General features: G+C 71.3%; 8 protein-coding genes. 4 read left to right on the top strand and 4 right to left on the bottom strand.

The window, feature by feature from the left end; all coding sequences use genetic code 11:
- Positions 1-47: 47 nt before the first annotated feature.
- The 4 genes from WMF28_RS03080 (at position 48) to WMF28_RS03065 (ending at position 4,207) form a co-directional block, all read left to right on the top strand.
- A complete protein-coding gene (locus WMF28_RS03080; RefSeq protein ID WP_437600537.1) occupies positions 48-545 on the top strand; it encodes a cupin domain-containing protein in 498 nt (165 codons plus the stop codon).
- Complete coding sequence (locus tag WMF28_RS03075; RefSeq protein ID WP_437600536.1) at positions 542-1,435, top strand: dihydrodipicolinate synthase family protein; 894 nt, start codon at positions 542-544, stop codon at positions 1,433-1,435. Before WMF28_RS03080 ends, WMF28_RS03075 begins: the two co-directional genes overlap by 4 nt.
- Positions 1,436-1,731: 296 nt before the next feature.
- Positions 1,732-2,742, top strand: coding sequence for a hypothetical protein (locus WMF28_RS03070; RefSeq protein WP_437600535.1), 1,011 nt, complete (start codon positions 1,732-1,734; stop codon positions 2,740-2,742).
- The gene (locus tag WMF28_RS03065) at positions 2,729-4,207 is read left to right on the top strand and encodes a hypothetical protein (RefSeq protein WP_437600534.1); all 1,479 of its coding nucleotides are present in this window, start codon (positions 2,729-2,731) and stop codon (positions 4,205-4,207) included. The genes WMF28_RS03070 and WMF28_RS03065 overlap by 14 nt, the downstream gene beginning before the upstream one ends.
- A 22-nt stretch (positions 4,208-4,229) precedes the next feature.
- Here WMF28_RS03065 and WMF28_RS03060 read toward each other — a convergent pair whose 3' ends face one another.
- From WMF28_RS03060 to WMF28_RS03045, 4 genes are all read right to left on the bottom strand, one after another.
- Positions 4,230-5,756: a hypothetical protein gene (locus tag WMF28_RS03060; protein WP_437600533.1), complete on the bottom strand. Its 1,527-nt coding sequence runs from the start codon at positions 5,754-5,756 to the stop codon at positions 4,230-4,232.
- Positions 5,757-5,787: 31 nt separating this feature from the next.
- Positions 5,788-6,849 carry a hypothetical protein gene (locus WMF28_RS03055; RefSeq protein ID WP_437600532.1) on the bottom strand — a complete coding sequence of 354 codons (1,062 nt, stop codon included), beginning with the start codon at positions 6,847-6,849 and terminating at the stop codon, positions 5,788-5,790.
- A gap of 171 nt (positions 6,850-7,020) precedes the next feature.
- On the bottom strand, positions 7,021-8,604 hold the full coding sequence (locus WMF28_RS03050) for a serine/threonine protein kinase (protein WP_437600531.1): 1,584 nt from the start codon (positions 8,602-8,604) through the stop codon (positions 7,021-7,023).
- A 455-nt stretch (positions 8,605-9,059) separates the two neighbouring features.
- Positions 9,060-12,467, bottom strand: coding sequence for a GAF domain-containing protein (locus WMF28_RS03045; RefSeq protein ID WP_437600530.1), 3,408 nt, complete (start codon positions 12,465-12,467; stop codon positions 9,060-9,062).
- Between the last annotated feature and the right edge of the window lie 42 nt (positions 12,468-12,509).

Genomic DNA, 12,509 nt, shown 5'->3' with positions numbered 1-12,509 from the left:
ATCCCTGGTCCTGCGCAAGACGCTCTTCGCGCTGACAAGGAGCAGAAATGAGCGAACGGTTCCATTCAGCAGACTTCGACAAGACGCCGCCGCGGCCTCGCGTGGTGATGCCAGAGAAGCTCGCGCACCCCGCGGTCGAGGCCGCCGGGCGCCACGACGACTATTCGAAAGCAAGAAAACACCCGGTCTTCTTCGTGGACCTCCCGTCCCACGCGATCAGCATGACCATCGGCTGGCTCGAGCCGGGGCAATCCTCGAACCGGCATCGGCACACGTACGAGACCCTCCTCTACGTCCTGGAAGGAGAGGGCTACTCGTACGTGGGCGGGAAGCGCGTCGACTGGAAGCAGGGGGACGCGATCTACGTCCCTGTGTGGGCCTGGCACAACCACGTCAACACGGGAGAGGGGCGGGCACGCTACCTGGCCTGCGAGAACGCGCCGATGCTGCAGAACATGGGAGGGGTCGCGCTGCGCGAGGAGGTGCCCCATCGGGGTGACCAGCTCTTCGACAAGGCCCACGAGGCGGAAGGAGGCGCGCGATGACCTCCTCTCTCCGTGGAATCGTCGCTTACCCCATCACGCCGTTCACGGAAGCCGGACGCGTCGATGAACGACTCCTCGGGCGCATCGTCGACGACATGCTCGCCGCGGGCGTCCATGCGATCGCGCCGCTGGGCAGCACCGGGGTGCTGCCGTACCTCTCGGACGAGGAGCGCGAGGCCGTCACCGACCTCGTCGTCAAGCGCGTGGCGGGCCGGGCTCCGACCCTGGTCGGCGTGTCGAGCCTCACCACGGAGCGGACCGTGCACCACGCGAAGTACGCGGAGAGGGCTGGCGCCACAGCGGTGATGATCCTCCCGATGAGCTACTGGAAGCTCTCGGACAAGGAGATCGTGACGCACTTCGAGACCGTCGCGAAGGCCATCTCCATCCCCATCGCCGTGTACAACAACCCGGCGACGGGCGGCCTCGACCTGAGTCCCGACACGATCGCGCGGCTGCTGCGCATCCCGAACGTCACGATGGTGAAGGAGAGCACCGGGGACGTGAACCGGATGCACCGGCTCGTGCAGCTCTGTGGCGACGAGGTCGCCTTCTACAACGGGAGCAATCCGCTCGCGCTCGCCGCATTCGTCGCCGGGGCCCGCGGCTGGTGCACGGCGGCCCCGCACGTCATCCCCCGCCTCACCATCGAGCTCTACGACGCGGTGACTCGCGGCGACCTCGACGCCGCTCGGCGATCCTTCTACCGCCAGCTGCCGTTCCTTCGGTTCATCGTCGCGCATGGCCTGCCGCGAGCCATCTCGGCGGCCCTGGAGCTGATGGGCCATCGGGTCGGGCCGCTCCGGGCCCCGCTGCAGCCCCTCGAGAAGGAGCGGGTCGAGGAGCTTCGACGGATCCTTGTCGATCTCGCCGTGCTGCCGTCCGCATGACGCACGCTTCGCCGCGATCCTCCTGAGCCCCGCGCTCCGCAGGCGCCGCCGTGACGGCCCGCCGCGCTCGCCCTTCGCCGGACGCCGACGTGGACGAGGCGACATGACCGTGCGCGGAGCGGCGCGCGACGCCCCGGACACGGCGCCTCGGACGGGCGGCGACGCCGGGACTCGGCTGGTCGTCGAGGCGCGCTGTGATAGCACTTGAGCCCATGGGCGCCGCCGCGGCCCGGGGACCGTCCGCCGGGAACGGCGCGACGCAGGCCACCCGGTCGGCGGGGGTGAGGGGCGTGGAGATGACAGTAGATTTATCGATCCTCTTCGGGCTCGGCGCGCTCGGCTGCGGTGCGGGCATGACCTGGCTCGCGGCCCGGACGGCCTCGTTGAAGGGACAGCTGCGCGAGGCCGCACGGAACGCGGAGGCCTTCCGTCAATCCAACGTGCAGCTCGAGCAGCTGCGCTCGGAGCACGCCCAGGACCGAGAGACGCTCGAGCGCGCCCGGAGCGAGGATCGACAGAAGATCGAATGGCTCGACGCGCAGCAGCGAGAGATCGAGTGGTTGCGGAGGGAGCTGGACGCTCGGCCCAAGATCACGCAGAAACGGTACAAGATCCTGACGCTCGGCATCAAAGGGACCGGGAAGACCTCGCTCACGTTGAAGTGGGCCAATCCCCTCGTCGACCTCGGCAAGCTGCAAGGGACGAAGATCGAGCGCTACGAGCGAACCGTGAGCAACGTGTCCACCAAGGAAGAGCTGACCGAGCACATCTTCGAGATCGGCGACTGGGGCGGAGAGCATCTCGTCGAGGCCCAGCACGAGCTCGTCGTGGAAGAGGTCCACGGCCTGCTCCTCGTGGTCGATCTCGCGTCCAAGGACGGACGGCAGGTGGATCCGGCCCGGGTAGAGGAGCAGATCCGGGAATTTCAGCCGCAGTCGCTGCGCTACTTCTTCGGCTCGAAGACGCTGACCGCCTGCAAGGCGGTCGTCCTGTTCATCAACAAGTCGGACGTCCTCTCCGGGACGCCGGCCGAGATCGAGCTGGAGGCGCACAGGCATTACCGGCCGCTGATCGACGGGATCGAGCGGCTCAAGAACCACGTCAGCACGCGGGTGCTCGTGGGCTCGGCGAGCTACGGCCACAGCACGCACCACCTGTTCTCGCACTTCGTCGAGCGCATCCTGCCGAAGCACGCCTACGACGGTCAGCTCCTCCAGCGCATCAAGCAGGAGGTCCTCGCGCCGACGGCCATCTCCCAGACAGCGCGACTCTCGGCTCAGCAGGTCGGGCCCCATGCGCAGAAATGAAGCCAGCGCCGCGGGGTACGAGCCTCCGCGCTACCGCGCCGCGGACGACGCGCCGTGGTACCACGTGCTCCACGGGAACGTCCCGGAGCACCAGATCGATTTCATGTATGGCCCCGAGGTCCCCCAGGGGCCGCTCACGCCGACGCATTTGAGCCACCTCGCGCGCCTGATGAAGTACATCGAGCCGCAGACGAACGGCACGCACGCGTTCGCCATCGGCAATCTCTCGCGCGACGACACCCAGCACGAGGCAGGGCACGGCGCGATCTCCCTGATCTTCGCGTTCCGGATCGGCGGCGCGACGGATCACGCGGGCAGGGGGCACCCGCCGTTCGCGCACGGGATCGCGGCGGTCGATCGCGAGGTGCGCCCTGCGTCGCTGCTCGAAGCGGCGATCACGTTCCACCGCCACACGATGAACGCAGGAGAGTCCGGCTCTCCCGCGAGCGCCTTCTACCGCGCGTACGTGCGCGCGGTCCTGGAGCATCCGGACGGCGTGTCCCGCGTGCTGGCGCGCTATGTGGAGGCGTTCGACGATCTCCCGCGATTGCCGCGGAGCGACCTGTCCTGGGCGTGGGTCGCCGATGCGGCCGCGCAGCCGAGGCGGGTGGTCATCGTGCACGGCGACGACGAGCCGTTCGAGGCGGTCGCGAGCGTCGCGTCGAGGCTCGCGGCGGTGCTGTTCCGCTCGAACATCAAGTGGACGGCGATCACCACCGGTCGAGAGACCGGTATCCCGGGCGGGCTGTCGGTGCGGCTCGTGGCCGAGCGCGATGTCGCGACGGAGGAGCGCCAGGGCCGGCTCCTGCGCCTCGAGGAGGTGCCCGGGGACGAGGCGGAGATCGCCCGGGCGGTGTTCAGCGCGAGGCCGTATGGCGCCGAGCTGGAGAGGTCGAAGCCTGTGGGCTGGCGGGAGCGCTACGCGGCGCAGGGCGCGCTGGCTGCCGGCGCGCCCCAGGGCGCCGCGCGCACAGGACCCGAGGCCCAGGCGGTGCGGCGCGAGGAGGCCGCGGCCGCTGCGACGCCCGCCGGCGCGCGCGTCGAGGCGGCGGAGGGCGAGCAGGAGGAGAGAGCGCCCGACGTGGAGAGGCCGCTCGCGCGACGCTGGATCCGGAGGGCGGTCGTCGGCGCGAGCGCGGCGGTGGCCGCGGCATCGGTGCTCGGCGTCCTGTCGGATCCCGCGCGCGAGGAGGAGGGGAGAGGGGATGTCGCGGCGCCGCCGGCAGCGGTGATGGAAGACGAGCCGGACATCGAGGCGACGGCGGCGCCTCCGCCTCCGCCGGCGCGGGTGGGCACGAGCTCACCGGAGGCGCCGCCGGCGGCCACGGGAGGCGCCCGGGCGCAGCGCCGGGGGACGCAGCGAGGTCCGGCGAGGTGGACTCAACGCAGGACACCGCCTCCGGCCGCAGAGACCTCGGAGACCGCAGGTCCGACGGTGTTCGACAGCCCACCCGTGTTCGAATAGGCCGTTGGTGACACGCCGCGGCTCACTGCCCGCATTCCGCCTTCGTCTGGAAGTTCCAGCACCTGGCGCCGTTGCCAGGGTGGCCCGCGTAGGTCGAAGAGCCGCGTCCGCCCTGGCCGCCGCCGCCCGCCTGTCCGGCGACGAACTCCTTCAACGACGGCGCGTCCGCAGCGGCAGCCTTGTATGCAATGCCGATCGCATGCCCGCCGCGCCCGCCAGCCCCCGGACCTCCTGCTCCACCGAGGCCACCATTTCCTCCAGCCCCCGAGAGAGGCCCAGTTTGGTCGCCCAGAACGTTCTTGCCACCTGCCGCACCTTTCCCCCCGGGTCCGCCCTCTTGCCCGGCCGCTCCGTTTCCTCCTCTGCCGCCCTTTCCCACGGTGACGGCCACATCGACCAGGACCAGCTGCGTCCCGAGGCTCACGATGCCGATGCTGGACCCTCCGGCTTTCCCGCCGGCGCCGCCCTTCCCGCCGCATCCACCCGCGCCTCCGCCCCCACCGCTGGCGCCAGCACCGTTCACATATACTCTTCCCTGTGCGCAATAAGTTATCATGTTGTTTCCTGCTCCCCCTCCACCTCCCTGGCCCGGCGTTCCGGGCCCGCCCGGCGCACCGTCGCCGCCCGTGAGCCCGTCGAGGGTCAACCTCCCGTCAGGGTCGAGCTCGCCAGGGGTCCCGATAGAGCCGACGGAACCGTTGTTGCCGGGTTGGCGTGTTCCGCGGATGTCGACCGTGCCTCCCTGGCCATGCGCCCTCGTGTTCGAATGCGGTCTGCCATCCTCGCCTGATATCCCGGAGACGGAGAGCGGCGTCCCCCCAGGCCCGCCCGCACCACCGTTGGTGTTCACGATACCGCACGTCATCTGTCCGGGCTCACCGCCTTTCGGGGTAGCCACGCAGGCGTCTGTCGGCGCGCCCACCGCGTCGTCCGCCGGCGCGTCGCCCCCTGCCGCCGCCGTGCCCGTCTCCGCCTCGCCGTCCTCCCCGGCCCTCCCGTTGCCGGCCAGCACGTCGATCTGCGTCAGCTCCGCCGCGATGTCCGCCACGGCAACAGCGATGGACGACGCGCCAGGATCCGTCGCGTCCGCCGCCCGGATCTCGAATCCCTGCATCTTCGCCCCGCCCGCCTCGCCCGTCAGCGTCAGCGCGACCTGCCCCGCTGACCCCACGATCGTGCTCTTCCTGTCCGCGCTCTTCTCCCACTCCCCGTTGCACGTGTAACCCCCGTGCACCTCGATCCCTGCGCGCAGCGTCACCGCCTCGGCGAACGCCTCGTCGGCGCACGCGCACACCTTCCTTCCCTCCGCGTGGTCGATCGCGTCTTGCAGGCGCGTGTAAGGATCGTCGCTCTTCCCGGAGCCTCCAGCGTCCTCGCCCGCTCTCGCAAACACGCCGCACCCGTCCACTGGAACCGGACGTGAATCCCCCTCCCCATCGTGACAGTGCCGGCAATCCGGTACCTGCTGACACGCGGTCGCGTGCAGCGCCGCGGCGAGCACGGCGGCACACCGGAATCGACGAACCTCCTCGAACAGACGAACTCGCATGGTGTCACTCCCCAGTGTCACATCCTCGATGTCACCATCGTGCGCTCAGCGAAACTCCTGCCCCGGGCGCCAGCGCCACGGGAACGGCCGTCACCGCGGGTCCTCCATCGGCCCGCAACGATCCGTACAGCGCATAGCCCACGGTCGCCGCGCCGAGCACGCCCGCTGCGGCGAAGACCCCGGTGGAGACATTGTACAGGCGCGCGGCCTCGGTCCGGCGCTTGTGCACCTCGAGGCACCTCGCGTCGTCGGGCGTCTCGCGCGTCGCAGGTCCGCTCGCATAGCAGGAGTCCGCGCCGGGCACCGCGGCGTTGCTGCCCGCTCGCGCGCTCCGATCCGCGAGGATCCTCAGGACGACCGCCGTTCCCGCCGCGAGCCCCGTGGCCGCGCCGCCGGCTGCGACGAGCGCCATGCTCGGCCCGGCGGCGCCGCGATCCGGAGCCGTGGGCGGGCGATGCTGCGGTGTCCGGGGCTGAATCGCCGCCGCCGCAGCGGCGCGCCCCACGAACCGGAGCTCTATCTCCTGCGACGCTCCCGGCGCCAGCGCCACCGAGGTCATCGCCGGGGTCTCGCCCTGGAGCCGCGCCTCGATCCTCCTCTCCCCCGGCTCAACGTACACTTCTCGCCCGAGCGGGGATGTCCCCACGGAGACGCCATCGACGAGCACCGTGGCCTGGGCCCGGCTCACGATCAGCGTGAGCGTTCCGATGCTCGCCTTCGCCTCGTCGAGCATCTGCCGAGCCCGCGCCCGATCGAGCTCGCTCACGCCCTCTGCCTCGCGCAGGAAGAACGAGATGTGCTCCGCGGCGTCGCGGTGCTTTCCGAGCTTGAGCTCCGCCCGAGCGAGGTTCGCCGCGATCTGGAAATGCTGCTTGAGCTTCCATGCCTCGAGGTAGGCCGCGTAGGCCTCCTGCCAGCGGCCCTGCCTGGCCGCCGCGACCCCGTCGCTGTAGATGCGTGCTGCGCGCGCGCCGTCGTCGCGTGGCGCCCCTGGCGCATCACGGGTCTGCGCCAGGGCGACCGCCTCCACGGTCACCGCGCAGAGGAACGCGCCCAGCATCGCTCCGGCCGCACGCCGGCCAGAAGTCGTCAAGACACCCGCCATGGTGTACCTCCTGCGCGTCGATGACATGGGTTCATGAGGGGGCTCGGGAGGCGCAGGGACACCGCCGTCTCGGTCATCGCGCCGCGGCGCCGACCCCTGCAGTGCGACAGGCCCAGGAGGCCCGCCAGAGCGCCTCCGCCTGGAGCTCACCGCTTCCCATCACTGCGGGCCAGAGGGGCTGCGCCCTCGCTTTTCCTTGTCCAGACAGAGGACCCGTAGAAATCCCTTCTCCCCCGCGCAAGGCTCGGCCTTCGGCTGTCTATTTGAAGGCTGGCGGGGCGAAAGCGGCTTCTGGGTGCTCGTGCCAGCAGACGGTGCGTCCACGCGCTGCTTGGATGTCGGGACTGGCGCAGGCGGTTCAGGCTCCAGGCTCGCTCCATCCGCCGACATCCGCCTTGTGCTTCCGTCGGTCCGCGCCGGGCCCGGCGGGGCCAGCGCCGGTGGGCTCGATGCCGTGACGAAAGGCTCGGACGCCATCGCGCGAAGCTCAGGAGGGCGCTGCGCACGTCTCCCCGGTAAGACCAGCACCACCGCCACGAGCCCGGTCAACGCAACCGCCGCGGCTGCGGCCGCAACCCTGGTATTCCACCTCGAGCTCACGTCCTGTCGCGGGGGCTCGGGCGCTCGGGGCGGGATGACCCTGACGGCGAGGTTCACCTGGGACGAGCTCGTGACCAGCGGCGTTGTCGAGCTCTCAGGGTCCCGCCGGTGGCTCGGAGTGGCCTTGTCGGTGTCCCTGGCATTCGCGGTACCGTCGGCGCCCGAGGTCCGCGAGGAGGGCGCCGTCGAGAGCGGACTTCGCGCGATGCTCTGCGGCAGCGCCGCCTCTTTCGCTTCGCGCGTGCTCCGCGTGCTCCCTGGCGCGGAGGGGAGCGCTCCTCGTGCCGTCGCGATCGGGTCGAGCAGCTCTGCCACTTCCGCCGCGGTCCCGAACCGCTCCTCGCGGTTTCGCCGCATGCAGCGGGCGACGATGTCGACGAGCCGCCGGTCCACGCGCCACAGGGTCCGCGCCAGGGTGGGGATCTCACCGCTCAGGATCCCCGCGAAGACCTCCGTGGCGTCCCCCTGGAACGGCCGCTCCCCGGTGAGCATCTCGAACAGCACGACGCCGAGCGTCCAGATATCGGTGCGATGATCGATGGTCCTGTCCGCCTTGACCTGCTCCGGGCTCATGTACAGCGGAGATCCGACCATCCCGCCTGGCATGGTGTGGAGTCCGTCGTTGATCGACAGGTTCTTGGCGACACCGAAGTCCAGCACCTTGACGACCCACCCCTCCACGCCGGCCTCCCGGTGCAAGAAGATGTTCGAGGGCTTCAGATCCCGATGGACGATGTGGAGCTCGTGCGCCGCCGCGAGGCCCCTCGCGACGTCTCTGCCGATACCCGCGCCGATCTCCGGCTCGACCCGACGCCTGCGCAGCAGCAGCTCGGCCAGCGTCTCGCCCGAGAGCAGCTGCATCACAAGGAACGGATCGCCGGCGTCCGTCTCGGCCAGGTCATAGACATCCACGATGTTCCGGTGCTGGAGCGCGCCGCAGCTCCGCGCCTCCCGCTCGAGCCGGACCCGGAGCTCCGGCTCCGCGCGGATCATCCGCTTGAGCGCCACCTCGCGCCCTGTGGCGAGGTTGACCGCCGACCACACGGAGCCCATGGCGCCCTCGCCGATCTTCTCGACGAGCTTGTACTTGCCATTGATCACCCCACCAGCGCTGGCGGGTGTGTGCGCCTTCAGCTTTGACATAAGCCTCTCTCGCGCTCATTCGCACCGGAACCAGTGCGCCATGAACGGACCGCACCGCGTCAGCCGCGCTGAACGCAGGTCGATTCTCGGCGGCGTTGCGCCCCTTCCAGGCGCCCTGCGATCGATCGCGGTCCGGTCACACGCTCGCCATGGAGCAAACACGACACGTGCCACGGGCAGGCGTGCAGCGCCATCGCACCTCCGTGGATGTTCAAGGCGTCCATGCTCCGTCGCATGACCAGCGCACGCGGCGGCGCCGAGCGGGCTCCACGTCTCAGGCGTGCCTCATGTGGCGCGCAACGAGACGTCTCGGAGGGGGCATGTCCCGAAGTGAGACATGCCGGGCGGTGTTCTCAGCGGAAGCTCCCCCGCCCCCGTCTTGACGGATGGCCGAGCGCCCCCCGGCGCGCTGCCACGCACACCCCCACCCCGGCGCGTGCCTCCTGGAGGCCCCGTCACTCGTCCCGCGACCAGGGCAAGAGCCCCGTCGCCAGGCTCTTCACCGCCGCCGCCAGCTCGATCGGCTCGATCGGCTTGGGCACGTGCATCTGGTAGCCGGCCGCGAGCGCCCGCACCCGGTCCTCGGTCCGCGCATACGCCGTCAGCGCCAGCGCCGGCGTACGACCCACCTTGCGCGGCAGCAGATCCCGCACCTTCCGGATCAACGAGTACCCGTCCTCGCCCGGCATCCCGATGTCGACGACGAGCAGCGCCGGCTCCGACGTCTCCAGCAGCCTGAGCGCCTCGGCGCCCGATGTCGCCGTGCTGACCTCGGCCCCGCAGCGCCGGAGCACCGCCGAGAGCATCGCGAGCGTGTCGGGATCGTCGTCCGCGATGAGCACGCGCACGCCGGTCAGCCGCGGGAACGGGTTGCGCGGATCGGGCGCGATGCCCGCGCTCGTCAGCGCCGTCGCCGTGGCGCCCGTCGACAGCGGCAGCTGCACCGCGCACGTCGTCCCGCGGCCGGGGCCGGGGCTCGTCATGCGCACCGTGCCGCCGTGCAGCCCCACGAGGTGCCGCACGATCGACAGCCCGAGGCCGAGCCCGCCGTGGCGGCGCCCGATGCCGCCGTCCTCGTGCCGGAAACGCTCGAAGACGTGCGGGAGCACGTCCGCCGAGATGCCCTCGCCGTCGTCGGTCACCCGGATCTCGGCGAAGCGCTCGTCCTGCGAGAGCTGCACCTGCACCAGACCCCCGGGGCGCGCGAACTTCACCGCGTTCGACAGCAGGTGCCACACGACCTGCTGGAGCCGCGCCGGATCGCCCTCCACGAACACGCCCTCCGGGTCGAGCTTCGTCTCGATCGCCACGCCCTTGCCGGCCGCGGAGGGGAGGATCGACTCGACCGCCGTCTGCATCGGCAACGTCAGCTCCACCGCGAGCCGCTCGATCTTGAGCGTGCCCGTCACGACCTGCGACGCGTCGAGCAGCTCGTCGATGAGCGTCACCTGGTGCTCGGCGTTGCGCTCGATCGCCGACAGCGCCCGCGTCTCCGCGACCCGATCGAGCGAGCCCGCCTGCATCATCCGCGCCCAGCCGAGGATCGCGTTGAGCGGCGTGCGCAGCTCGTGCGACACCGTCCCGAGGAACTCGTCCTTCAGCCGGTTGGCGTCCTGCACCTCGCGGTAAAGACGCGCGTTGTCGAGCGCGAGCGCGGCGCGGTGCGCGACCTCCTCGGCGAAGGCGACGTCGGGCCGCTCGAAGAACCGACCGGACTCCGACGAGACGAGCGAGATCGCGCCGAGGATCCGCCCGCGCGCCCGGAGCGCCACGACGAGGTAGGAGAGCGGCGCGAGCGCCCGGTTGGCCGCCGCCTCCTCGCTCGTCATCGCCTCGTGCAGCAGCACGTCCCCGCGCACGTCGACGTAGAGCTCCGACCGGCCCGTGCGCAGCACGCGCGCCACCGGGCCCGGCTCGCCGTCGACGCGGCTCGGGTGGAAATACCGGAGGAGCGGCTCCTTCAGCGGGCTGACGTGCGCGACCGCGACGTGGCGCAGGCCGAGGCCGTCGTCGATGTCCACAAGGCAGAAATCGGCGAGCACCGGGAGGGCGAGCCGCGCGAGCGACTGGAGCGTGGCCGTGAAGTCGAGCGACGCGGCGAGCGCCGTGCTGAGCTCGGCCAGGAAGGCGAAGCGCCGCGCCGCCTCCTCGGCCTCGGCGCGCGCCGCCTGCACCCGGATCAGCCGGGCGCGCTCCTCCTCGGCCCGCTTGCGATCCGTGATGTCGCGGTGGATGCCGACAAGGAACAGCGGGCGACCCTCCTGGTCGTGCACCGCGTACGCCGTCACCTCGATCGGCACCTCGGAGCCGTCGCGCCGCACGCACGGGACATCGCCGACGAAGGTGCGCGCGTCCTCGATCTGCTGGAGGATCCGGCGCGTGGTCTCCTCGCGGACGTCGTCGCGGTGCAGGAGCGCCATGCTCTTGCCGACGATCTCCTCGGAGAGGTAGCCGAAGATCGACTCGGCCTCGCCCATCCAGTACCGGATGTTGCCCTCGACGTCCGTGACGAGGATCGCCTCGGGCATCTGCTTGAGCACCTCGTGCGAGAGGTGCATCGCCTCCTCCGTCTGCAGCGCGGAGAGGCGCGCCCGCTCGAGCGCCTGCGCGCTCTGCTGGACCAGCGCGAGCATGAACGCCCGGTCGTCCTCGGAGAACGACTGCGGCGCCGAGAAGCCGAAGCCCACGGCCCCGAGCACGCGCCCCTCGAGGAAGAGCGGGATCGCGGCGTACGCGCGCTCGCCCGTCGCGTCGCAGCAGGACGCGAAGCCCGGCTCGAACTCGCGGAAGCGCCCCTCCGACTCGAGGAAGATCGGCTGCCGCTCGCGGACCGCGCGCGCGAGCGGCAGCTCCGCGCTGAGATCGAACGTCTTGAAGCGCGCGATCTGCGCCTCGAGGTAGCCCGTCGAGCGCACCGTCTCGAGCTCGCCGCCGAGCCCGGCGCGCAGCGCCACCATGCCCGTCATCGCGCCGGCGGCCGCGACGACGTCGCTCGCGAGCACGCGGAGCACCGCGGGCGGCGTGATCGCGTCGGACAGCGCGGCCGTGACCGCGAAGAGCCAGGCGGCACGATCCGCGCTCCGCTCCGCCGACTGGCGCGCCTCCTCCGCCTTCCGGTAGAGGTAGGCGTTGTCGAGCGCCAGCGCGACGCGGTGCGCGAGCTCGGCCGCGAGCACGAGGTCGTCCGCGGAGTAGATGCGGTTCGACTCGGAGACGCCGAACGAGAGCACGCCGAGCTTGCGGCCGCGCGCGATGAGCGGCACCGCCATGGCCGAGCGCGTGCCGAGCTGCTCCAGCGCGGCGGCGCGCTCGGCGGCCTCCTCGCCCTGCTCGCCGTCGAGCTCGTGCAGGAGCTCGGACTCGCCGCTGTGCAGCACCTTGGCGATGCCGAGGCGCTCCTCGGCGTCGGGCGAGATCGCGCGCAGGAGCCCCTCGCGCTCGGGGTTCACGTGCTTCGCCGCGACCCGGCAGAACCGGTGCTTCGCCGCGCCCGCCTGCCCCGCCCGATCGGAGCCCGCCGCCTCGGCCGCTGCGCGCTGGCGCCGCTGCGCGTGGATCCCCGGCGCGGGCGTGAGGTCGAGCGCGCTCACCCCGGGCGCGAACGGCGGCCCGCCGGCCTCGGACGGCGGCGTCGGTGGCGGCGGCGGCACGGAGCCGACGAGGCCCATGGCGTCGGCGGCGCCGCGCTCGATCAGGTCGACGGTGCACCAGTCCGCGAGGTAAGGCACCGACAGGCGCGCTAGCCGCTCGAGGATCGTGTGCGGATCAAGCGATCCGGTGAGCTGCTCGCTCGCGTCCGCCAGGAACATCAGCTCATTATGGATCGCCCCACCGCGGGGATGCTTCACGACCTGCCATGCCATGGCGGTCTCGCTGGGATGGCCTTCACGCTCCATGATGGTCGC

The organism is Sorangium sp. So ce590, from assembly GCF_051521365.1.
In the GTDB taxonomy this organism is placed as follows: Bacteria; Myxococcota_A; Polyangia; order Polyangiales; family Polyangiaceae; genus Sorangium.
This window is presented reverse-complemented; position numbering and strand designations above follow the sequence as displayed.